At 60.5% G+C, this 23,069-nt stretch carries 24 protein-coding genes; 15 read left to right on the top strand and 9 right to left on the bottom strand.

Features of this window, described 5'->3' with window-relative positions; genetic code table 11:
* Positions 1-22: 22 nt before the first annotated feature.
* The 3 genes from QO231_RS07020 to QO231_RS07010 all read left to right on the top strand — a co-directional run bounded on the left by QO231_RS07020 (position 23) and on the right by QO231_RS07010 (position 3,064).
* A complete protein-coding gene (locus tag QO231_RS07020) occupies positions 23-661 on the top strand; it encodes a MarC family protein (protein ID WP_316774637.1) in 639 nt (212 codons plus the stop codon).
* Positions 662-753: 92 nt separating this feature from the next.
* Positions 754-1,878, top strand: coding sequence for a DUF2235 domain-containing protein (locus QO231_RS07015; protein ID WP_316774634.1), 1,125 nt, complete (start codon positions 754-756; stop codon positions 1,876-1,878).
* Between the two features lie 187 nt (positions 1,879-2,065).
* Positions 2,066-3,064 (top strand): fatty acid desaturase, encoded by a 999-nt coding sequence (locus QO231_RS07010; protein ID WP_316774632.1) that lies wholly within the window; start codon positions 2,066-2,068, stop codon positions 3,062-3,064.
* A gap of 54 nt (positions 3,065-3,118) precedes the next feature.
* Here QO231_RS07010 and QO231_RS07005 read toward each other — a convergent pair whose 3' ends face one another.
* Positions 3,119-3,604: a GNAT family N-acetyltransferase gene (locus QO231_RS07005; protein WP_316774630.1), complete on the bottom strand. Its 486-nt coding sequence runs from the start codon at positions 3,602-3,604 to the stop codon at positions 3,119-3,121.
* 163 nt (positions 3,605-3,767) lie between these two features.
* Here QO231_RS07005 and QO231_RS07000 point away from each other — a divergent pair, with 163 nt between their 5' ends.
* Positions 3,768-4,154 carry a nuclear transport factor 2 family protein gene (locus tag QO231_RS07000; RefSeq protein ID WP_316774628.1) on the top strand — a complete coding sequence of 129 codons (387 nt, stop codon included), beginning with the start codon at positions 3,768-3,770 and terminating at the stop codon, positions 4,152-4,154.
* A gap of 65 nt (positions 4,155-4,219) precedes the next feature.
* Here the strand turns inward: QO231_RS07000 and QO231_RS06995 are convergent, their stop codons facing one another.
* The 3 genes from QO231_RS06995 to QO231_RS06985 form a co-directional block, all read right to left on the bottom strand.
* Entirely contained in the window at positions 4,220-4,936 is a 717-nt protein-coding gene (locus tag QO231_RS06995; protein WP_316774627.1) for a hypothetical protein, read from the bottom strand.
* On the bottom strand, positions 4,933-6,225 hold the full coding sequence (serS, locus tag QO231_RS06990) for a serine--tRNA ligase (RefSeq protein WP_316774625.1): 1,293 nt from the start codon (positions 6,223-6,225) through the stop codon (positions 4,933-4,935). Before serS ends, QO231_RS06995 begins: the two co-directional genes overlap by 4 nt.
* A gap of 87 nt (positions 6,226-6,312) precedes the next feature.
* Positions 6,313-8,175: a pentapeptide repeat-containing protein gene (locus QO231_RS06985; RefSeq protein ID WP_316774623.1), complete on the bottom strand. Its 1,863-nt coding sequence runs from the start codon at positions 8,173-8,175 to the stop codon at positions 6,313-6,315.
* 219 nt (positions 8,176-8,394) lie between these two features.
* Here QO231_RS06985 and yajC point away from each other — a divergent pair, with 219 nt between their 5' ends.
* The 10 genes from yajC to QO231_RS06935 all read left to right on the top strand — a co-directional run bounded on the left by yajC (position 8,395) and on the right by QO231_RS06935 (position 15,390).
* Positions 8,395-8,679 (top strand): preprotein translocase subunit YajC, encoded by a 285-nt coding sequence (gene yajC, locus QO231_RS06980; protein WP_316774622.1) that lies wholly within the window; start codon positions 8,395-8,397, stop codon positions 8,677-8,679.
* Between the two features lie 33 nt (positions 8,680-8,712).
* A complete protein-coding gene (secD, locus tag QO231_RS06975; RefSeq protein ID WP_316774620.1) occupies positions 8,713-10,374 on the top strand; it encodes a protein translocase subunit SecD in 1,662 nt (553 codons plus the stop codon).
* A gap of 1 nt (position 10,375) precedes the next feature.
* Entirely contained in the window at positions 10,376-11,344 is a 969-nt protein-coding gene (secF, locus tag QO231_RS06970) for a protein translocase subunit SecF (protein WP_316774618.1), read from the top strand.
* Between the two features lie 124 nt (positions 11,345-11,468).
* Positions 11,469-12,224 (top strand): sulfite exporter TauE/SafE family protein, encoded by a 756-nt coding sequence (locus tag QO231_RS06965; protein WP_316774616.1) that lies wholly within the window; start codon positions 11,469-11,471, stop codon positions 12,222-12,224.
* 1 nt (position 12,225) lies between these two features.
* On the top strand, positions 12,226-12,579 hold the full coding sequence (locus QO231_RS06960) for an Mth938-like domain-containing protein (protein WP_316774614.1): 354 nt from the start codon (positions 12,226-12,228) through the stop codon (positions 12,577-12,579).
* A gap of 37 nt (positions 12,580-12,616) precedes the next feature.
* Entirely contained in the window at positions 12,617-13,231 is a 615-nt protein-coding gene (gene ccmA / locus QO231_RS06955) for a heme ABC exporter ATP-binding protein CcmA (protein WP_316774612.1), read from the top strand.
* On the top strand, positions 13,228-13,884 hold the full coding sequence (gene ccmB / locus QO231_RS06950; RefSeq protein ID WP_316774610.1) for a heme exporter protein CcmB: 657 nt from the start codon (positions 13,228-13,230) through the stop codon (positions 13,882-13,884). Before ccmA ends, ccmB begins: the two co-directional genes overlap by 4 nt.
* A gap of 45 nt (positions 13,885-13,929) precedes the next feature.
* The gene (locus QO231_RS06945; RefSeq protein ID WP_316774608.1) at positions 13,930-14,703 is read left to right on the top strand and encodes a heme ABC transporter permease; all 774 of its coding nucleotides are present in this window, start codon (positions 13,930-13,932) and stop codon (positions 14,701-14,703) included.
* Positions 14,703-14,858, top strand: coding sequence for a heme exporter protein CcmD (ccmD, locus tag QO231_RS06940; protein ID WP_316774606.1), 156 nt, complete (start codon positions 14,703-14,705; stop codon positions 14,856-14,858). Before QO231_RS06945 ends, ccmD begins: the two co-directional genes overlap by 1 nt.
* On the top strand, positions 14,851-15,390 hold the full coding sequence (locus QO231_RS06935) for a DsbE family thiol:disulfide interchange protein (RefSeq protein WP_316774605.1): 540 nt from the start codon (positions 14,851-14,853) through the stop codon (positions 15,388-15,390). Before ccmD ends, QO231_RS06935 begins: the two co-directional genes overlap by 8 nt.
* 6 nt (positions 15,391-15,396) lie before the next feature.
* Here QO231_RS06935 and QO231_RS06930 read toward each other — a convergent pair whose 3' ends face one another.
* Complete coding sequence (locus QO231_RS06930) at positions 15,397-16,089, bottom strand: SDR family NAD(P)-dependent oxidoreductase (RefSeq protein WP_316774603.1); 693 nt, start codon at positions 16,087-16,089, stop codon at positions 15,397-15,399.
* A 71-nt stretch (positions 16,090-16,160) separates the two neighbouring features.
* Complete coding sequence (gene acnA, locus QO231_RS06925; RefSeq protein ID WP_316774602.1) at positions 16,161-18,908, bottom strand: aconitate hydratase AcnA; 2,748 nt, start codon at positions 18,906-18,908, stop codon at positions 16,161-16,163.
* Between the two features lie 232 nt (positions 18,909-19,140).
* Here acnA and QO231_RS06920 point away from each other — a divergent pair, with 232 nt between their 5' ends.
* Positions 19,141-19,842 (top strand): DUF1223 domain-containing protein, encoded by a 702-nt coding sequence (locus tag QO231_RS06920; protein WP_316774600.1) that lies wholly within the window; start codon positions 19,141-19,143, stop codon positions 19,840-19,842.
* A gap of 2 nt (positions 19,843-19,844) precedes the next feature.
* On the opposite strand, the gene QO231_RS06915 is transcribed toward QO231_RS06920, so the two are convergent.
* The 3 genes from QO231_RS06915 to QO231_RS06905 form a co-directional block, all read right to left on the bottom strand.
* Entirely contained in the window at positions 19,845-20,735 is an 891-nt protein-coding gene (locus QO231_RS06915) for a lysophospholipid acyltransferase family protein (protein ID WP_316774599.1), read from the bottom strand.
* 10 nt (positions 20,736-20,745) lie between these two features.
* Positions 20,746-21,615: a DMT family transporter gene (locus QO231_RS06910; RefSeq protein WP_316774598.1), complete on the bottom strand. Its 870-nt coding sequence runs from the start codon at positions 21,613-21,615 to the stop codon at positions 20,746-20,748.
* A 332-nt stretch (positions 21,616-21,947) separates the two neighbouring features.
* Complete coding sequence (locus tag QO231_RS06905; protein ID WP_316774597.1) at positions 21,948-23,003, bottom strand: flagellar motor switch protein FliG; 1,056 nt, start codon at positions 23,001-23,003, stop codon at positions 21,948-21,950.
* Between the last annotated feature and the right edge of the window lie 66 nt (positions 23,004-23,069).

The raw sequence follows: 23,069 nt of genomic DNA, 5'->3' as shown, positions 1-23,069 counted from the left end.
CTGACAAGCAAGTGGATAACAATTGGAGCTGCAGACCATCATACGCGAGTTTGTGACCCTTTTTGTGGTCATCGACCCGATCGGATCGATCCCGGTCTTCCTGTTCGCCGCGGCCGGTGTTTCGCCAAGCCTGCATCGGGCTTTCGCGATTCGCGCGGTGTTGACTGCTGCAGTCGTATTGCTGGTGTTCCTGGTCGGCGGGCAATTCCTGCTCGAGGCGCTTGGCCTGCGGTTGGGCACGTTTCAGATCGCCGGCGGAATCGTGTTGTTCCTGTTTGCACTGTCCATGATATTCGGCGAATCCAAACCGGAGCAGGAAATCGAGGACGCAGCCTCCGAGGATCTCTCCGGGGCTGTCTTTCCGCTTGCCATCCCCTCCATCGCGTCGCCGGGTGCCATGCTCGCCGTGGTGATCCTGACCGACAACCATGGCACGTCGTTCGCCCAACAGGCGATCACGGCAAGCCTGCTGCTGGTGGTGTTGATGTTCACGCTTCTGGCATTGCTCCTGGCGGGACGCATTCAGCGCATTATCGGGGCCGCCGGGGCGAGCGTTGTCAGTCGGGTCATGGGCATGGTCTTGGCAACCGTTGCGGTGGATTCGGTTCTGGTCGGGCTTGAAACCATGGGCGTTCTCAACCTGAGCCCTGTCGGCGGCTAGGGTAGACTGCACGCGCGCCATGGTTGTGCGCGATCATTGCCGCACAGCCAAATATGTGGTAGTTTCCAGATATTTGTTAAAGGTATTTCAACATGAAACGCATTGCTGTCTTTTGCGACGGAACGTGGAATTCTCCAACCCGGCTTGACTGGACCCATGTGGTCAACCTCTACAACGCGGTTGACCAGAAGGCCGATGTGCAGATCGCCCACTATTTTCGCGGCGTGGGCACTGAAACCTCCAACGCCGGATTATTTGGCGGCCTGCTAAGGCGGATCGGCGGCGGGGCCTTTGGCTGGGGTCTCGAACACAACATCAAGCAGGCCTACGCCTATGTCTGCAAGGTCTATGAGCCCGATGACGAGATCCTGATCTTCGGCTTTTCGCGTGGTGCCTACACGGCACGATCGCTCGCGGGGATGATCCGCAAATGCGGCATCCTTGACGACTACAGCAGCCCGGCGCTGAGTGAGGCCTTCAAGCTCTACAAGAGTTCAGGCGATGGGAACCGGCCGGACTCGCCGGGCGTGATGGCAACGCGCAAGCAGAAGTCACCGCGATTTGCCACATCCGAGACCGAGCAGGCGCAGCGCAATGACGGCTCTTCTGTCGTCAAGATCAGCTATATCGGTGTCTGGGACACGGTGGGGTCGCTGGGCATTCCGTCGGTCCTGCTTGGCGGCATCGCGAGTCTCTGGAACAAGAAATACGAATTCCATGACACTGAACTGTCCAGCATGGTGGCAAGTGCGCGGCACGCGCTGGCGCTGGATGAAAGGCGCGCGTTTTTTCTGCCATCACCCTGGAACAACCTGGATGACAGCGATGCAGGGCAGGGGCTGAATCGCGGAGACACCTCGGACGACCGGCCGTTTCAGCAACTCTGGTTCGTGGGTGATCACGGCATTGTCGGCGGCACCGGCGACAGTGCCAGCCTGTCCGCGATAACCCTGCAATGGATTGCGGAGGGTGCAAAACGAGCGGGCCTGACCTTGCGCCCGGACGCCAATATTCCGGCGGTCGAGCCCAACCCCGCAGATGACGTCCCGGTTCTGCGCGATCCATCGCCCATCTACGGTATCTCGCCCGACCTGTTGGTGTGGCGCGACGGCCCGGCCCGGTCGACCGAGGCGTCTCCGACCGTCAAGCAACGTCTGGACGCGATGAGCGCCTATCGTCCGCAGAGCCTGAAGCGACTGTTTCCAGACCTGTTCTGATGTCTCTCTCTCCCCGGAGAACGAAGCGAACACCCGGTGGTTGTGATCCCCAAATGGCCGATTTGTCGCTCATCCCGGCGAAATTTCGCCAAACGATTGAAAAGGGACGTGAAATTTGTCAGATATCTGGCAAGGACTTCTGTTACCTGCTGACAGGACCATCACCGTTTTCGTCTCGGGACCCGACATGAACTTGCGCGATCATACTCGAGAATACTGCGACAAGGACAACCGGCTTGCGAGCCTCAGCTTCTTTGGCACATTCGCGGTCTATTTCACCTCGCTCTGGCTTGCGATCAGCCAGTCGGGACATTGGTATGTGCTGATCCCGGCAATCGTGGTGCATGCGTTCTCGGCGGTGCGTCTCTATGTGCTGCAGCATGACACGGGCCATCATTCGCTGTTTGCCACGCGGGCGCAGAACGAACTGGCGGGGCATGCGCTGTCACCGTTCACCTTTGCGCCGTTCGAGGTGATGAAACAAAACCACAACCTGCATCATGCGGGCGTCGGAAATCTGGATCATCGCGACTCTGGCGAAATTCACACCATGACCCTGCGCGAATGGAACGAGGCCGGGTTCTGGCCCCGTCTGCAATATCGTCTCTATCGCAATCCGTTCATTCTGGTGCCTGCCGGCGCGCTGTTCACCTATTTCATTCGCTACCGCTGGCCCAAGAACACCATGCGGTTCGGCTGGAAAGGGGTGGTCTTGCACAATATTTCGGTTCTGACCTGGGTCGGGGTGATCTATCTCCTGTCAGGCTGGCACGGGCTGGGCGTCTATTTCGCGGCGTCGATGGTGGGCGGGATGCTGGGAGTGTTCCTCGTCTACCTGCAGCACAATTTCGAGGACACCTATTGGGACCGTCGCCCCGATCTCGATCCCCAGGTCGCTGCCATCCAGGGATCGTCCTGTCTCGATTTCGGGGCCTGGTTCGACCATGCGGTGGCCTGCATCACGTTGCATGACATCCACCACCTGAATTCGCGCATCCCGTCATACCGATTGCGAGCTTGCCACTACAGCCTGCCCGAAGAATACGCCCCCCGCCGCATCAAGTTCCTCGAAGCGGTGGCAGCGCTGAATCTCAAGCTCTGGGATGAAGATACAGGCCGTCTGGTGCCATTCCCGCACGCCGAACAACGGGCGAACACGACAGCCACCGATTCTGCTGTTGGCTAGACGCGGGTTGGTTCGTCGTCAGAATCCCGGGCGACGGGTCAACTGAAAAAGCCGCTATGCAGTTTCCAGTCGGAATTTGAGAAAGGTTGAGCCATCAAACTCTATCTCTCCGACGAATATTGCCCCGAATTTTGTGAGTGCTCCGAGATTATTGCGTAACGGTGGTAGCAGAAAGGTCACGAACGGGATGCGTCTGTCAGCAAAGGCGAACTTGATGGCCTTTCTTGAGATGCGTATGCCCAGTCCAAAAAACTCCGGCTTGAGAACCAAACCATAGTCCCACTCGTCTCCCTCCTTTTGGAAGCCGCACCAGCCGACGTAATTGTCGTCACACAATATCGCCCAGTGTCCAAGTCCATCTCGGCTCCAGCACGCCTCTTTGATCGCTACAAATTCGCCCACAGCGGCTGCATCCCATTTTGCTGTCAGCAGAGGCATATGTTCAGCAACACGAGGATCGGACATGTGGGTGAGAATCTCCTTCGGCTCAATGAGGGGCAGTCTGGTGAAGGTGATTTCGGGGTTCAACTTGGCTTCCATGTGTAGCGATAGGTGCTCCAAACTGTCATTGATAGATTTCAAGAGATGACCGATACTGTTTCTTGACCATAGCAGGCATCGCAACGGCTTGGTTCGGGAATTTGGCCTGAACGCGGCCCGAAACACTGTTCCCACGACGGGTTCGCTATTCTGAGGGTGCAGGATGACCATCCAAACCGAAGTCAACACCCAGAATGCGATGGCCTTTTATGACCTGATGTTCAATCAGTGCAAACCGCGCGAGGCGATCGAGCGTTACGTGGGCGACGTGTATATCCAGCACAACCCACATGTCGCGGATGGCAAAGAGGCGTTTGTCACCTATTTCGAGCGTATGGCTGCTGAGTATCCGGGCAAGCACACCCGGTTTGTCCGTACCGTCGCCGAGGGCGATCTGGTCGTATTGCACTGTCATCAGACCTGGCCCGGCAGCGATGACTATGCGGGCATGGATATCTTTCGCTTTGATCCACAGGGCAGGATTGTCGAACACTGGGACGTGCTTCAGGTCATCTCCGACATGTCGCAAAACGACAACGGATTGTTCTGACTGAGGGATCAATCCTAGGGAGTGCCGATTCTTCGCCGTACCGGACTGTGAATGAGCGTTTCAGTCTATCCGCGCCGGGCTGCGGAGAGTGTGACGCCCGCAACCAGACCCGCGCCGGTCGCCGCCAACCAGGTTACCACGGTCGCATCGTCCCAACCGGCGACCGCGACCGCGATCAATGCCCAGACCACGGAAAAGCCGAACTCCGGAAAATTGCCAAGGAACCGCAGCACCCAGATTGACAAGGCCAGCGCCAGCAACAGCGCCAGTATCGCCGCACCGGTCGGGCCCATCACCCCGTAGCCTGCCAGCAGCAACCCCAGAGACACGCAACTCGCCGCCGTCAGCCACCCTGCATAGAGCGCCACCGGTCCACGTGCGAGAAAACGGTCATGTTCCGGCGCGCGAAGCAGGGCGACCAGAGCGGTACACCACATGATCCAGATCAGGACGGTCGCGCCAATCGCGCTGATGGTCGCCACGGGCAACCAGGCAGCACCGATCCCGACGGATAGCGCGAGGGCGGGGCGCATGGGCAGCCAGTCTGCTGCCCGTGCACGGGCAAACAGCCCGAACCCGGCGCTGACGACAAGCCAGAGATAGATTACGCCCCAGATCGAAAAGGCGTAGCCCGCGGGCTGAACCGGCGGATCGTCCTGGGGCACCGGGAACAGGTCGGGGTTGAATCCGCCGAACTCGGGTGCCAGCAAGGGCGAGGTCACAAACGCGAGCGTCGTCGCGGCCACCAGGACCGCGGGCAGAATTGGGGCACGCTCGATCACGCCAGCGCACCCTCCGCTGTCAAGAGCCTGCGCCCGCCGAGATAGGGCGCGAGCACCTCCGGCAAGACCACCGATCCGTCCGCCTGCTGGCCGTTCTCCAGAACCGCGATCAGGCACCGCCCGACCGCCAGCCCCGATCCGTTCAGCGTATGTACGAACGCGGGCTTGCCACCGCCTTCGGGGCGGAACCGTGCATTCATGCGCCGCGCCTGGAAATCGCCTGTGGTCGACACGGACGAGATCTCGCGATAGGCATTCTGCCCCGGCAACCACGCCTCGATGTCATAGGTGCGACGCGCGCCGAACCCCATGTCTCCGGTACACAGGATGACGGTGCGATAGGGCAGGCCAAGCCGTTCCAGCAGATCCTCGGCACAGCGCAGCATGCGCTTCTGCTCGGCCTCGCTCTCGTCGGGATGGGTCACCGACACCATCTCGACCTTTTCGAACTGGTGCTGGCGCAGCATCCCGGCGGTGTCCTTGCCCGCGCTCCCGGCTTCACTTCGGAAACACAGGGTATGCGCGGTCATCCGGATCGGCAGCGCGCTCGCCTCCAGAATCTCACCCGCCACGGAATAGGTCAGCGGCACCTCGGACGTGGGCACCAGCCACCAGCCATTGGTGGTCTGATAGCTGTCCTCGCCGAATTTCGGCAATTTATCCGTGCCGTACATCGCCTCGTCGCGGACCAGCACCGGCGAATTGACCTCGGTCAGCCCGTTCTCATCCACATGCGTGTCGACCATGAACTGTGCCAGCGCCCGGTGAATCCGCGCCACGGCACCTTTGAGCACCACGAAGCGGCTGCCGCTGATCTTGGCGGCCAGTTCGAAATCCATCAATGCGGCCACGCCTGCGATCTCGAAATGCTCTTTGGGGGTGAAGTCAAGTGACGGAGGCGTGCCCCAGCGGTTGACCTCGACATTGTCGTTTTCATCCGCCCCATCGGGCACATCATCCGCCGGAAGGTTGCCGATCCGGGCGAGTTTGTCCGTCAGCTGCGCATCCAGTTCCCTGGCTTCGGCCTGCATTGCCGCCACCTCGGCCTTTTTCTCAGATACTAGCGCGCGAAGGCGTTCGAACTCGGCCTCATCCCCTTTGGCTTTGGCCGCGCCGACCAGTTTGCTGGCCTTGTTCTGCTCGGCCTGTGCGGTTTCGGCGGCGAGGATCTTGGCGCGACGTGCCTCATCCAGCGACAACAACACCGCCGCCTCGGGCGCATCACCGCGCCGGGCAAGGGCGGCATCAAGAGCGTCAGGATTTTCGCGAATGGCGCGGATGTCGTGCATGGGTCTGTCCTTGATGGTCCGAGTCGGTTGACGCCTTATGCCTCAACATCCTGACCTATGGTAGAGCGCGGTTGACCACAGGACCGCTCACCAGGTTTTGGGGTCGTCCGGGTCAAAGCCGATTTCGGCCTGCCACGCGCGCCACTGACTCTCAAAACCCGCCCAATCGAATTCATCGATCTCTGGCCAATCCGGGCGTATTAACCCCTTGTGCAAGATCACAGTCTGATCGCCAAAAATTGAATCGATCTGATCCTGGGTGATGATAATATCGGAGCAATCAACCAACCTAAGCGCTGCACCTCGGAGAGTAGCAGCGCTTAGGTTGGTTGTGCCATCCATCTGCGCCCGCCAGAGGTTCGCCCCCTGCATCTGCGCCTCCCTGAGGTCCGCCCCCTGCATCTGCGCCTCCCTGAGGTCCGCCCCCTGCATCTGCGCCTCCCTGAGGTCCGCCCCCTGCATCTGCGCCTCCCTGAGGTCCGCCCCCTGCATCTGCGCCCGCCAGAGGTCCGCCCCCTGCATCTGCGCCCAGTTGAGGTCCGCCCCCTGCATCTGCGCCTCCCTGAGGTCCGCCCCCTGCATCTGCGCCCAGTTGAGGTCCGCCCCCTGCATCTGCGCCTCCCAGAGGTCCGCCCCCTGCATCTGCGCTTCTCCGAGATCTGTATCCCGTAATTTTGCCTCACGGAGAATCGCTCCCTGCATATGCACCTTGCTGATGTCTGCAAAATTCATGTGTGCGCTGGTGAGGTTCGCCCCCTGCAACTGAGCGGCCCTCAGGTTCACGCCCTGCATTTGTGCGTTGCGAAGGTCCGCACCCAGCATTTCTACTCTGTGAAAATTCGCTCTGGTGAGCTGTGCATTGTGCAAGATCCCGCCGTGCATTTGGCAACCGGTAAACCGGGCATTCGCCAGATCGGCCCCTTCCAGATCAATGCGTGTCAGGCAGGTCCGCCGCAAATCCAGCCGATACCCGTGCCAGTTTCCGTCGCTGTCCCAATGTCCTTCCAAAGCCAGTTGCAGCGGGCTGCGCCGCCCGATCACAGTCATCGCGACCTGAATGTCCTCGCGCGGTCTGTCGTGCCCCAGAAACCAATCTCTGATCACATCCTCATTGGGGATCAATATGTTGCCATCATCCCAATCGGCGTCCACCGCTTCATCATAGGCGTCTTCCCAGTCTTCAGGGATGGAGGTTTCCGGGTCGAATGGCGCATTGTGCCGTACATAAGCACAGAGGATTTCCATGATCTGCGTGTGATCCCGAGGACTGTCCTGCGCGATCCGTTCCAACGCATAGACCGACCCAATCCGCACTTCGAGATTGGGTCGGGTGTTGGGAAAGGAACTCCACGGCTCGTTGGTCAGCCTGACCTTGCCCCCCACCACATCCGGATCCGAAGGGGGCTGGCGCGGCTCGTCGATCCATTCGAAATATGAGCCATCGACGCCGCCGACCGTATAGCGAACCGTGCGGCCCAGCCGGTTTTCGGTTTTCTCGGCCCCCAACCCCTGAACGGCCTTGTTGATCCGGTCGGTGATCAGACCTTCCTCGGTCGCCGTCGCCGTGCGTTCGTTGATCCAGACCCGGATCGAGGAATAGAGAATCGTCGCAGCTGCCGCCAGAACACCGACCAGGATCGCGACCGCAGACGCGAGGCTTTGCAGGTCGCCGACCTGGCTGCCGGGGTCCAACGCGGTCTCGCGCAGACGGTCCACCAGAACGCGGACACTTATGCCGATCTCGATCAGATAGAAGGTCAACGCGACAATTGCGAGGATGGCCACACCTGTCAGGATGACCGCCGGATAGTTGCGGCGCAACCAGAGCGTACGGGGTGCCAGACGCCGCGCATCCAGTGCCGTGGCCCAGAGGATCAGGTAGAAACCCGCGAGCAGGCCGAGAAACACCCAGAGCATCGGGTGTGTCGCAAGAGCGAGATAGGTCTGCAAGCGTCAGTCCCTTCTTGACGTGTGGTAAGCACAATGACGTCTCTGCGCCCGCTTGCCAAGAATGCTGATTGCGGATGGCTCCAATTCGCATGGCCTGCGTTTTGCTCTTGAATAGGCGTGGAACACGACGCTCATCGTGCCTTGCAAACCCCCGGTTCTGCGCTTAGGTTCCGCCGAAATCGCGGGCAGGGGTCCGCCGTTCAATCAAAGGAACATCTCATGGATGGTGGCGCACTTGCCCAGTTTCTCCCGCTCATTCTGATCTTTGCGATCATGTATTTCCTGCTGATCCGTCCGCAGCAGAAAAAGGTCAAGCAACACCAGGCCATGGTCGAAGCCGTGCGCCGGGGCGATCAGATCGTCACTCAGGGCGGGCTGATCGGCAAGGTGGTCAAGGTCAAGGACGACAACGAGGTCGAAGTTGAGCTGGCCGAGAACGTCAAGGTGCGTGTTGTCAAATCGACCATCGCCACGGTGATGAGCAAGACCGAGCCTGCGGATTAAATCCGCGTTTCACCCCTCTGAAAAGGCTGGGTAATGCTGCAGTTCGAATTGTGGAAGAAGGTGCTGATCTGGAGCGTCTGCGCGGTCGGGTTGTGGCTGGCGTTGCCCAATGCGTTCTATACGCGTGTCGAGCAACATAACGATGCCGTGGCCGCGATCGAGGTGCAGGGTCAAACGGATGCGCTCGGGGCAGAGGCCGCCCAATGGCCGAACTGGATGCCAAGTGCACTGGTCAACCTGGGGCTTGATCTGCGCGGCGGGGCGCATCTGCTGGCCGAGGTCAAGGTCACGGATGTCTACGAGAGCCGGATGCAGGCCATGTGGCCGGAAATCCGGGATAGATTGCGGCCCGAGCGCGCGACGATCGGCACCGTCCGTCTGCAACCGTCTGATCCGCAAGAGATTCGTGTCAAGATCAGCCAGCCCGACGGCATGGTCCGCGCGCTGGAAGTGGTGCGCGAACTCGCCCGTCCGATCCAGACTCTGACCGGAGTCGGCGCGACCGATATCGAGGTCCGGGGTGAAGGCGATGTGTTGATCGTGACCTTGTCGGAGGCGGAAAGGCTCGCCAGCGATGACCGCACCGTGCGCCAGTCGCTCGAGATCATCCGCCGCCGGATCGACGAAGTCGGAACACGCGAGCCGACAATCCAGCGTCAGGGCAAGGACCGTATCCTCATTCAGGTGCCCGGTATCGGCAGCGCTTCGGAATTGAAGCGAATTATCGGCACCACGGCGCAACTGACGTTCCAACCGGTGGTCGGGCGCGGCAGCGACGCCAATGCAAATCCCGGCGTTGGCAACATGATCGTACCGTCGCTGGATGAGCCGGGTGCCTACTACACGCTGGAGTCGGCGCCGGTGGTCACCGGCGAAGAACTGGTCGATGCGCAGCCCGCGTTTGACCAGAACGGACGCCCGGCCGTGAACTTCCGGTTCAACACCTCGGGCGCGCGCAAGTTCGGGGACTACACGCTTGAGAACATAGGCAGCCCCTTCGCCATCGTGCTGGACGACGAAGTGATCAGCGCCCCTGTGATCCAGAGCCATATTCCCGGTGGATCCGGTATCATCACGGGCAATTTCACGGTCGAGGAGAGCACCAATCTGGCCGTTCTGCTCCGGGCCGGTGCCTTGCCTGCGGGACTGGAGTTTCTTGAAGAGCGGACCATCGGCCCCGAACTGGGACAGGACAGTATCGAAGCCGGGAAGATCGCCACCATCGTCGCTTTTGCCGCCGTGCTGATCTTCATGGCGCTCAGCTATGGCCTGTTCGGCCTGTTCGCCAATGTCGCGCTGATCCTGAACATCGGCCTGATTTTCGGCCTGCTGTCGCTGATCGGTGCGACGCTGACATTGCCGGGTATCGCGGGGATCGTGCTGACGGTCGGGATGGCGGTGGACGCAAACGTGCTGGTGTTTGAACGTATCCGTGAGGAATTGAAGACATCACGGGGACCGGCACGGGCGATCGAACTGGGCTATGAAAAGGCGCTCAGCGCCATTCTGGATGCCAACATCACAACTTTCATCACCGCAGTCATCCTGTTTGCGATGGGGTCCGGGCCCGTGCGCGGATTTGCGATCACCCTGGGGCTGGGCATCATGACGTCGGTGTTCACCGCGATTTATGTGACCCGCCTGATCATCGTAACGTGGTATGATCGCCGCCGCCCCAAGACCATCGAGGTATGACATGCGACTGAAACTTGTTCCGCAAGAAACCTCGTTCGACTTTTTCGGTCGCTGGAAACTGTGGCTGGGGATTTCGGCGCTGCTGATGGTGGTTGCGTTTGGCTCGTTCATGGTGCGCGGTCTGAACTACGGGATCGACTTTCGAGGTGGTACAACCATCCGCACCGAAAGTGCTCAACCCGTGGATGTCGGAGTCTATCGCGGGGCGCTGGACGAACTGGACATCGGCGATGTGGTGATCAGCGAGGTGTTCGACCCTGCCTTTGGCGACGATGAAAACGTGGCCATGATCCGAATTCAGGCGCAGGACGAACAGGAAGCGGCAAGCGTGAAGACAATTGCCGACGTCGAGGCGGCGCTGATTTCGGTCGCTCCGGATATCAAGTTCGTTTCGGTCGAGTCCGTTGGTCCGAAAGTGTCCGGCGAATTGATCCAGACCGCGATCATCGCGGTGGTTCTGGCGATCTGTGCGGTGCTTGTCTATATCTGGCTTCGTTTTGAATGGCAGTTCGCGCTCGGGGCGGTTATCGCGCTGGTCCATGACGTGATCTTGACCATCGGCATTTTTTCCGAAGTCCAGATCAAGTTTGATCTTGCGATTATCGCGGCGTTGCTCACCATCGTTGGCTACTCGCTGAATGATACCGTGGTTGTGTTTGACCGGGTTCGGGAAAACCTGCGCAAATACAAGAAAAAATCGCTGGCCGAGGTGTTGAACCTGTCGATCAATGAAACCCTGTCGCGAACCTTCATGACGTCTGTCACGACATTGCTGGCACTGATTTCCTTGTTTGTCCTCGGCGGCGACGTGATCCGGGGCTTTGTCTTTGCAATGATCTGGGGTGTCATCGTCGGAACCTATTCGTCGATATTCGTGGCATCTGCGGTGCTGCTGTATCTGGGCGTCAAGCGCGATTGGTCCAAGCCAAGCAACACATCCGGAAACCAGTTCGCCAATGTCGACGCCTGACGTGGCCATGTAGACGCTGCATTTCCCTGCGAAGAGGCGAACCTCGTACAGCTTGAGGCTGGTGCTAGGCCGCATAGACATCTGGCGCTAGCGGTTCGCCTCTGATCGGCTCAGGGTCCCGCAGATGGATCCGCTCTTTTCTCTCATGACCCCTGACCTCCTGATGCTCGCGTTTGCGGCGCTGACGGCGGGAACCGTACGGGGGTTCGCCGGGTTTGGCACCGCCCTGATCTATCTGCCGATTGCCGGCATCGTGCTGGATCCGGTTTCGGCCGTCATCACGCTGGCAACCATGGATATCCTTGGCCCGCTTCCGGTCTTGCGGAAGGCCGCGCCGGATACCCACCGGGGCGATCTGGTACGGCTGGTCATCGGAACCCTCCTGGCGCTCCCGTTCGGGCTCGCAGCCTTGTTCGTTCTCGACCCCGGAGTGTTCCGAACCATCGTCGCATGTGTGTCGCTGACCATGCTTGGTGTGCTGATGTTCGGCTGGCGCTATACCGGCACCCTGCGCCCGACCGCCGTCTTTGGCACCGGCGCGGCTGCGGGGTTTCTGGGCGGGGTCGCAGGTATTCCGGGCCCGCCAGTGATCTTTGCCTACATGGCAAGTCCGCATCCGGCACGGGTCATTCGGGCGAACACCACGTTTTACCTGTTCTTCTATGACTGCGCCATTCTGTCGATGATGTTGATTGCCGGCCGGCTTTCGCCGGAACCTGTCATCACGGGTCTCTTGCTTGCCGTTCCGAACATGGCTGGCAACCTGTTGGGTGCCGGGTTATTCATACCGGGATATGAACGGCTCTACCGCAGTGTCGCCTATGCCCTGATCCTCGGCGCGGCGCTGGCGGGTCTGCCGGTTTGGGGAACGGGACACTGACATGCGCCTGAACGAGATCACGTTTACCAGTGCCTTGCCGGTTGATGGCTACGGGCCGGGCTTCTTTCGGATCGGGGGCGAAGTGCATGAGGGTGCTGTTCTCACCGGGCCTGACGGGCCGTCAACTTGGGGCGGGCTGGAGGATAGCGCACCGTTGCTGGCGCTGGCCGGCAAGATTGACGTGCTATTCATCGGCACCGGCCCCGAGATTGCGCATATCCCTGCCGCATTGCGCGCACAGCTTGAACGCGACGGAATCGGGGCGGAAGTGATGAACTCACCCGCCGCCTGCCGCACATACAACGTTTTGTTGGCCGAGGGGCGACGCATCGCGCTGGCGCTCCTGCCGGTTTAGGCTGTTTCGTCGCCGGTCAATCGGTTATTCGCCACTCATGACCCTGTCTGTGACCGACCTTTCAATTGCGCGCGGCGGTGTACCCGTTCTGCAAGGCCTGGGCTTTGACCTTGCGCCGGGTCAGGCCCTTGTGGTGCGTGGACCGAACGGGATCGGCAAGACGACACTCCTGCGTACAATCGCGGGGCTGCAACCGCCAATATCGGGTCGGATCGAGGGCGCGGAGGACTGCATCGCCTATGCAGGCCATTCCGATGGCATCAAGCCGACGCTGACCGTGACCGAGAACCTGACGTTCTGGGCCAGCGTCTTTGGGGCGTCGGGCATCTGCCCGGCGCTGGACGCGTTCGAGTTGAACGACCTTTCGGATCGGCACGCCGGCAACCTTTCTGCCGGTCAGAAACGGCGGCTTGGTCTGTCGCGGCTGCTGGTCACCGGGCGGCCGATCTGGGTGCTCGATGAGCCAACCGTGTCGCTTGATGTCCTGGCCGTCGCGCTCTTTGCCGACGCTGTGCGGGCGCACCTGGGGCGGGGTGGCAGCGCCCTTGTCGCCACGCATATCGATCTGGGGCTGGATGCCGATGTCCTGGAACTCGGGCCGTACCGGGCCGTCCCCCGCGCGGTCGACGATTTTGACGGAGATTTCCTGTGATCGCCCTGTTGCTGCGCGATTTGAAACTGGCGTTTCGCGCCGGGGGCGGCTTTGGACTGGGGCTGGCCTTCTTTCTGATCGTCACGGTGCTTGTCCCGTTCAGCGTCGGGCCGCAGTCGTCGCTACTTGCCACCATCGCGCCCGGAGTTCTGTGGCTGGGCGCGCTTCTGGCTTGCCTGCTGTCGCTGGACCGGCTGCTGGCGCTGGATTGGGAAGACGGTTCGCTCGACCTGCTCGCCACCGCGCCGCTGCCGCTCGAGGCAGTCGTCACCATCAAGGCGCTGGCGCACTGGATCACGACCGGGCTGCCGCTGGTGCTGGCTGCGCCGGTGCTGGGCGTGCTGCTGAATATGCCCGTGCCGGGGTTCTTCTGGCTCGTGGCCTCGCTGCTGGTTGGCACGCCGGCGCTTTCGGTAATCGGTACTTTTGGCGCCGCACTCACCGTGGGGCTGAAACGTGGCGGACTGCTCCTGTCGCTGCTGGTGCTGCCGCTTTATGTGCCAACGCTGATTTTCGGCGCAGAGGTCGCCCGGCGAGGGGCCGTCGGTATGGACATCGCCACACCGCTCTTGATGCTGGCCGGGATCACCGCGGCAACGGTGGCTTTGCTACCATTTGCAAGCGCGGCCGTTCTTCGCGTCAATTTGCGTTGACCTTTGTCAATTGAGAAGCCCCCCGACTCGGATTAGATAACCTTCATGTCACTTGCAACCAAAGCCAACGCCCTCTGGGAATATGCCAACCCGAAGAAGTTCCTGACCACGTCGGAACGGGTGCTGCCCTATGTCTGGAGTGCGGCGATTGCCTGCCTCCTCGTTGGACTGGTCTGGGGGTTCTTTTTTACCCCGGATGATTATCGCCAGGGCTCGACCGTCAAGATCATCTACCTGCATGTGCCCGCCGCACTGATGGCGATCAATGCCTGGCTGATGATGCTGGTGACGTCCCTGATCTGGCTTGTTCGACGCCACCACGTCAGTGCCTTGGCGGCACGGGCTGCGGCCCCCATCGGAGTGGTGATGACGATGATTGCGCTGGCAACCGGAGCGATCTGGGGACAACCGATGTGGGGCACATGGTGGGCGTGGGATCCGCGCCTGACGTCGTTCCTGATCCTGTTCCTGTTCTATCTCGGCTACATCGCCCTGTGGGAAGCGATCGATAACCCCGATACCGCCGCCGATTTGACGTCGGTTCTGTGCCTTGTCGGCTCTGTCTTTGCGATTCTGTCGCGCTATGCGGTAAATTTCTGGAACCAGGGACTGCACCAGGGCGCGTCGATCATGCGGGCCGGGGCCGTTACCGGAGCCGATACCGAGGAAAAGGTGAGCAACGTGTTCTTCTATCCCTTGTTTCTGTGCATTGTCGGATTTGTCCTGTTGTTCATCGCGCTGTTGCTCTATCGAACGGGAACCGAGATACGTGCCCGTCGCATCCAGGCGTTGCTGGCGCGCGAAAGGGTAGGGGCCTGATGCCTGATCTTGGAAAATACGCGGATACGGTGATTTCCGCCTATATCGCGTCGATCCTGCTGCTGACGCTTCTGGTGCTCTTCAGCCTGTGGCGCGGGCGTCGTGTACGTGCCGAGATGGCGGATATTGAAGAACGGATGTCACGCAATGGCTAGGATATCTCCCTTGATGCTCGCCCCGCCGCTGATCTTTGCGGGTTTTGCCCTGCTGGCTGCCGTGGGCATGTTCCGGAACGATCCCGAAGCGTTGCCGTCTGCACGCAAGGGCCAGCCGGCGCCGCCGGTCGTGTTGAGTGCGTTGCCCGACAAGGTTCCCTTCGACGATGCCATGTTGCGTGGCAACGGGGTCAAACTGGTCAACTATTGGGCAAGCTGGTGCGCACCCTGCCGGGTGGAGCATCCGAACCTTGAGGCGCTGGCCGATGAGGGGTTGCCCATCTACGGCGTCAACTACAAGGATGAAACGGCCAATGCCACGGCGTTCCTAGCCGAGTTGGGCGATCCATATGTGCGTGTCGGCGCAGATCGCGAAGGGCGGATGGCGTTGGACTGGGGGGTTTACGGCGTGCCCGAAACCTATCTGGTCGACAATTCGGGCACGATCCTGTTGCGGATTGCCGGCCCTGTCACGCAGCGGATTATCAACGACATGCTGCGCCCGGCAATCGAGGCGGCAAGCGCGCAATAGGCGGTTTCACAGACGATATCCGCCAGAGACGGTCAGCACTTCACCGGTAATGAACGCCGCCCCTTCCGAGGCAAGAAATCGAACGGTGTTGGCAATGTCTTCGGGGCGTCCGATGCGCCCCAGGGCTGTGTTGTCGACAAATTGCTGTGTCAGTTCCGCATCGCGCGGCGCATCCGGAGTGTTGATGGCACCGGGCGCGACGGCATTCACACGTATCCCCTTTGCGCCAAGGTTCTTGGCCATACCCCGCACCCAAGTGTTCAACGCGGCCTTGCTCGCCGAGTACAGGACCGCCGACATTGCGGGCAGGAGCGCATTCACCGACGATATGGCGATGACACAGGCACCGGGGTACAGATGAGGCAGCGCGGCTTTCAGCAAGGCATCATTGGCCAACAGGTTGACCTGAAAGACGTCACCGGCGTCAGGGGTGTCGTCTGCCGATATTGCACCGGCGTTCAGCACCAGCGTATCGATGCGCCCATACTTTGTCAGGACAGCATCGATCACCTGCTGCGCAGAATCCGGGCGGGTGAAATCGGTCTTGATGGCAAGCGTTTCCGGATGGGTGTTCAACAGCTCCGAGGGATCGCTGTTGCGAAAGGTAATTGCCAACGCGCGATCCTGCGCAAGAACCGTGGCAATGGATCGGCCGATCCCGCGTGCCGCGCCTGTGACCAAGGCAACCTGTCTCATCATCCTGTCGCTCCGTTCCGCTGAATGGAAAGGGCGCCCCGTGGGGCGCCCGATCAGTCGGCATGAAAGCCTGTTCAGCTGGCCTTGGCAAGGTTGCGCAGCACGTAGTGCAGCACGCCGCCATGCTCAATGTACTCGATCTCGATTGCCGTATCGATCCGGCATTTGATCATGATCTCCTTTTCGGAGCCATCGGCAAAGGTGATCTTGCACGGAACTTCCTGAAGCGGCTTGATCGTGTCCAGACCCGAGATGGACACCGTCTCGTCGCCGGTCAGACCGAGCGACTTGCGCGTGTCGCCGCCGGTGAACTCGAACGGGATAACGCCCATGCCAACCAGGTTCGACCGGTGGATACGTTCAAAGCTTTCGGCAATCACCGCCTTGACGCCCAGCAACGCGGTCCCCTTGGCCGCCCAGTCCCGGCTGGACCCGGCGCCGTATTGCTCGCCGCCAAAGATCACCAGAGGCGTCCCGGCCTCCTGATAGGCCATCGCCGCGTCAAAGATCGACGTCTGTTCACCGTCCGGACCTTTGGTATAACCGCCTTCAACCCCGTTCAGCATCTCGTTCTTGATGCGGATGTTGGCGAATGTGCCGCGCATCATGACTTCGTGGTTGCCCCGGCGCGAGCCGTAGGAGTTGAATTCGCGGGCGGGCACCTGGTGGTCGGTCAGGTATTGGCCGGCAGGTGTGCTTTCCTTGAACGATCCGGCCGGGCTGATGTGGTCGGTGGTGATCATGTCGCCCAACAGCGCCAGAACGCGGGCACCTTCGATGTTGGTGATCACGCCGGGTTCGGCACCCATGCCCTGGAAATAAGGAGGATTCTGAACATAGGTCGAGGTCGGAGGCCAGTCATAGGTCTCGGCATCCGTCGTTTCGACCGACTGCCATTTCTCGTCGCCCTTGAACACGTCCGCGTATTTCGACTGGAACGCCTCGCGGGTGACGGTGGCGCCAACCAGGTCGGCAACTTCCTTGGAGGTGGGCCAGATGTCCTTGAGGAAGACGTCATTGCCATCCTGGTCCTGACCCAGCGGGTCGTTCACCATGTCCACATTCATGTCGCCGGCCAGCGCATAGGCCACAACGAGCGGCGGGCTGGCGAGATAGTTGGCGCGCACATCCGGGCTGATGCGCCCTTCAAAGTTGCGGTTGCCCGACAACACGCTGGTTGCCACCAGATCGCCCTCGGCAATGGCTTCGCTCAGTTCCTTCTGGATCGGACCGGAGTTGCCGATACAGGTGGTGCACCCATAGCCCACGAGGTTAAAGCCGATGGCATCCAGATCTTCCTGCAAACCGGCAGCCTCGAGATAGGCCGACACCACCTGCGAGCCCGGCGCCAGCGAGGTTTTCACCCAGGGTTTGCGATTGAGGCCAAGCGCACGCGCCTTGCGTGCCACCAACCCGGCGCCGATCATAACGTAGGGGTTTGACGTGTTGGTGCAGGACGTGATGGAGGCGATAACGACCGATCCGTCGCGCAGTTCATAGTCTTCGCCGCTGACCTTGACCGACTTTCGCGGGTCCTCTGCCAGAACCGGTGTCGGTCCTTCGTCGGCCATGTCCTGTGCGGCGTTATCGGTGTCAATGCCACGATACTCTGAAACCACATCCAGGAACGCTGGTGCGGCCTTGTCCAGTGTCGTATAGTCCTGCGGGCGTTTCGGACCGGAGATGGCCGGAACGATGGTGCCCATGTCCAGAGACAAAGTGTCTGTATAGATCGGTGCGTAGTCGGCACCGCGCCACAGACCATTTTCCTTGGCATAGGCCTCGACCAGTGCGATCCGGTCCTCTTCGCGACCGGTGTTGCGCAGGTAGCGCAGGGTTTCATCGTCGATCGGGAAAAAGCCGCATGTCGCGCCGTATTCCGGTGCCATGTTGGCGATCGTCGCCCGGTCCGCCAATGGCAGATGATCAAGCCCGGCGCCGTAAAACTCGACGAACTTGCTGACCACACCCTTTTCACGGAGCATTTCGACCACTTTCAATACCAGATCGGTACCGGTGGTGCCTTCGACCATCTGACCGGTAAGCTCGAAACCGACAACTTCGGGGATCAGCATCGAGATCGGCTGACCCAGCATCGCGGCCTCGGCCTCGATACCGCCTACACCCCAGCCCAGAACGGCCGCACCGTTGACCATGGTGGTGTGGCTGTCGGTTCCAACCAGCGTGTCCGGATAGGCGACCTCTTCGTCATTCTGGTCGACGTCTGTCCACACCGTCTGCGAGAGGTATTCCAGATTCACCTGGTGGCAGATACCGGTTCCCGGCGGCACAACGCGGAAGTTGTTGAAGGCCGATTGACCCCATTTGAGGAATGTATAGCGCTCAAGGTTACGTTCGTATTCGCGATCAACGTTCATCTGGAACGCGCGCGGGTTGCCGAATTCGTCGATCATGACCGAGTGGTCGATTACAAGGTCAACAGGGTTCAGCGGGTTGATCTTTTGCGCGTCACCGCCCAGTGCGACGATGCCGTCGCGCATCGCGGCCAAATCCACGACGGCGGGTACACCGGTAAAATCCTGCATCAGGACGCGGGCAGGCCGATAGGCGATCTCACGTGGGTTCTTGCCGCCCTTTGCGCCCCATTCGGCAAAGGCCTTGATGTCGTCGACGTTGACGGTCTTGCCGTCCTCAAAGCGCAACATGTTCTCGAGCACGACTTTCAAGGCCGCTGGCAGGTTCGAAAAATCTCCCAGTCCGGCCTCGGTGGCGGCGGGGATCGAATAGTAGGAAATGGTCTTGCCATTCACGCTCAGTGATCTGCGTGCCTTGGCTGTGTCCTGTCCAACGGTGATGGGCATCTCTGGCCTCCCTCTCAAGAGTCGTGGAAATCGGAATTGGCTGGCTGATGTCTGCATCAGGAGCGACGCGGGATCAATAGCGATCACGAGGGTGCGACGATTTTGTATACCATTGTACACCGATCTTCATCGAACGCTGCAAACCCTGATCCGCTGGTTTCAAGAAACCTTGATTGGCTATTTGAATAGTCCACCGATAGACCTGATCAAAGAACAGGGAAAACAATCCATCATGAAGCTGATCTCTGCCGCAACGCTTGCCTCTTGCGCAATCCTCTCGACGGCGTTGAGCGCGCAGGATCGCACCGTGGTGGTCGAACTCTTCACGTCTCAGGGCTGCGCATCCTGCCCACCTGCCGACGCCATCCTGCACGGGCTGTCGGAGCAAGACGACGTCATCGCATTGGCGCTTCACGTGGACTATTGGGACTATATCGGCTGGAAAGATCGCTATGCTCTGGCGTCGCACACCAAGCGCCAGAGAGGCTATGCCCATAAGGCGGGCCGTGACATGATTTATACGCCGCAGATGATCGTGAACGGGATTGACGATGTCGTTGGTGCACATGCCGATGAAGTCGCAGAGATCATTGAGCGAGAAAAATCAACACCGGCGGTCGCGACGCTGACGGCTGATCGGAGCGGATCGCAGCTCTCAATCCATGCCGCGCCGGTTGCCAAACCCCTTGCCGGGCCGATTACGGTCCAGGTTGTTCGGTATGCGCCGTTGAAAACGGCCCAGATCACCCGGGGCGAGAACGCCGGCCATGAACTGGACTATGCCAACGTGGTTGAGGACTGGATACTGCTGGGTGAATGGGATGGCGCGGGTCCGTACCAGGCGCAGACCGAACTTGATGGTGACCTGCCCACCGTTGTGTTGCTCCAATACGCCGGACCGGGAGCGATCGTTGCGGCCGCCAGAGCCAAGTAGGTCTATGCGGATTTCCAGCGTCGATGGATCCAGAACCATTGGTCCATGTGGTCGCGGATCAGATCTTCCAGCCCGTCATTGATCTCTTGTGTCATGGTCACCGGATCGGAATGCGCGATCGGTTCGTGCATGACGATCTGAAAGTTGAGACCGTCCGGCTTGCGGATCGCATAGACCGGGATCAAGGCGGCGTCCTGCTTTAGCGCGAGTTCGGCGGGCACGATCGACGTGATCGCGGGCTGGCCAAAGAAATCGAGATCGACTCCTTCCTGCACGTGCAGATCACCGACAATGGCAATGATCCCGCCCTGTTTCAGATGACGCACCATTTCGATCATCCCTCGGCGGCCCTGTTCGAACAAGGGTGTTCCGATGGTCGAGATCGTCCTGAGATAATGTTCATTGAAATAGGGGTTGGCCATACGCCTGTACAACGCCCCCATCTCAAAGCCCATCGAGATCAATTTGGCGCGGGCAGCATCGTAGTTTCCAAAATGGCCGGTCATCAGGATCACCGGTCGCCCGGCTTCGCGCGCCTCTTGTAGAGCCGCCAGCCCGGGCCCGCCAATCTCTGCGGCGGTTGCATGGTCAATGAAGGACTGGCCCGAATATAGCTCGATCAGCGAACGGCCGGCGTTGTTCGGCACTGCGCGGCACAGGTGCCGGACTTCGGATTCGGCCAGATCGGGACAGGTCAGAATGAGATTGTCGCGGACGCGTCGGTCAAACCCGGCGAGCGGTGCCATGACACGCGCCACCAACCAGCCCATGGCCCGGATGCGCTGTGGATAGGGAATCAGTTTGAAACCGCCGATCAACGCGCGCAAAAACAGGTTCGCCGTATAATATTTGACCCGGTCAAGTCGGGAAAGATCAGAAAATTCTGCCGGCATTTCAGGGCTCTCAGCGGCGAAAGGTTTCGCGGTGCCAGACATACAGACCCGCTCCGGCGATCACAAGGGCGCCGAAGATGGTCCAGACATCCGGCATCTCGGAAAAGAATATGGCCCCCCAAAGGGCTGCGAAAACCAATCCGGTGTAGGAGTAGGGGGCCAGCATGCTGGCCTCGCCCTGGCTGAACGCGCGGATCAGTGCGAGTTGTCCAAACGTCCCAAAAAGGGTGATCATACCGATCAGGCCCCAGGCGATCAGATCGGGTGTCTGCCAGACAAAGGGCACCGCGAGCGTTAGCAGAACGGTTCCGACCAGCCCTGTGTAAAATAGCGAGGTCCAGACATCTTCGTCAGGTCCCAGACGTCGGGTGAACAGGGTATAGGCCGAGTAGCAGCCGGCGGCAGCCAACGGCAGCAACGCCGCGAGCGAAAACACCGCGCTTCCGGGGCGGATGATGATCAAGGCACCGATCAGCGCCACGGCGATGCCGCCTATCCGGCGCAGCCCGAGCGGTTCGCCCAGAAAAAGTGCCGCGCCAAGGGTGATCAGTACCGGGTTGAGGGCCATCAGGGCCGCCGCGTCCGACAGGGGGATCAGGCTGATGCCGGTAAAGAAGAACGCCGTTGCGCTCATCAGCAGGATCGAGCGCAGAAACTGCAGCACCGGCTGACTCGTCTGCGCGACGGTCTTAAGGCGCGGCGCGACGAGGATGAGTACCAAAGCCATTTGCCCGGCATAGCGCGCCCATACGGTCGGCAGGACCCCGATGCGCGGGGCGAGTGCCTTGGCGGACGCATCCATCAGCGTAAAACAGAAGATGGCGATCACCATGAGGAGAATGGCACGGTTGCGTACATCCGCGATGGCGAGATCGCTCATCCGAGCGCCCCGTGTGGATCATCGATGGCTGAGAAATGGGGCGCACGGATGTTCATTCTTCCCTGATAGGTGCTGCACGCGCAACTGTCTATCAGGCAACGCCGATGGCTGTCGCCCGTTTGCACAGGCGGCGCATTGGTTCTGTTGAAGACTTTGGTCCGCCAAACGGCGATTCACGATGCGTCATCCCGGTCAGGCCGCATCGGGTGTTTCAACGCTGCGAAACGCGAAGACGAGCCTTTGGACCTCTACGGCACCCCAGATCCAATTGATGGAGCGTTTTTTGTCGATGCGGCGGGTTGGCAGATCACGATGCCATCGCCGCAAACATCTTACGCCTCATCCTGCTCGGGGACGATCAGTTCCAGTTCTCCGGCCTGTTCTTGCGCCCGAATTTCCGCAATCACCTCGGTCATTGCCGCTTCACCGTCGCGCGCCTTGACCTTGCCCTTTTCCTGCACTTCCTCGCGGACGCTGTCGGCAAGTCGGCTGGGCATGTTGCCGAGCAGGAACTCGGCCGCCGCCATGGTGTCGTCCTCGGTGGCCGCAGCGAGTGCTGTGACCAGAACGTCCTGATCCACGACGCGGACCAGTCCCGGTACATCACGGGGTCTCACCCGCTCGGGTATATGGGCAAAGATAAAGATTGATTTGCGCACCGCCGTGGCAAATTCGGCATCGGTCTCGTCCAAACCCGTGAGCATGTCGTCGCGCGTGGCGGCGGCGGATTGATTGAGAATGGCCCCGATTCGCGCGCCGGGGGCATCATCAAACGCGACCGGTGCCTTGTGATCCAGCTGGGCGGCGAGCGACAGGCCGATCCTGTCAACGGCATCGGGGGTTACATGACCCGTTTGGGACACCGCGTAGGTGATCCGCCGTGCCAGCGGACCGGGCAGCGCGCCCAGCATTGCGGCGGCTTTGGCGGTATCAAGTTTGGACAGCAGAACTGCGGCAACCTCGATGCATTCCGCCTGCGCCATCCGAACCAGATCCTCGATCGGCAGGCCGCGTAGACGTGCCCAGGGATCACCGGCCTGCCGTACGCCCGCCTCCTTTCGCAATCGCGCGGCGGTTTGCGGGCTGATCTTGCCATCCATGACCGAGATCGCCTCGGCCAACCCCTTGGGGAACGAAAGCCCTACGCCATCCAGAACGCCGGCGAATTCCTCGACAACGGAATACAGTGTCGTTCTGTCGACAAGCCCCATGGACCCCATCTGTTGAATAAGGCGGGCCTGCAAATCATCGGGCAGATCCTCAAGCGGCAGATCTGCCCCTTCGTTCAGGAGCAGCCGCACGACAATCGCGGCCTTTGCCGTTGTGTCGAGCGTTTTGATCGGCTTTGCCGCCGGAGACGATGCCGCGCCGTCGCGGGATGGTGCCATCGGTAACGTGGAAACCTGGGTGTTTTGCTGCATGCTCTGGCCGCGCCCTTATGACCTGATCCGTGA

It is taken from the genome of Sedimentitalea todarodis, assembly GCF_032595355.1.
In the GTDB taxonomy this organism is placed as follows: Bacteria; Pseudomonadota; Alphaproteobacteria; order Rhodobacterales; family Rhodobacteraceae; genus Sedimentitalea; species Sedimentitalea todarodis.
Note: the sequence above shows the minus strand (reverse complement) of the source record. Positions and strands in the feature narration are given on the sequence as shown.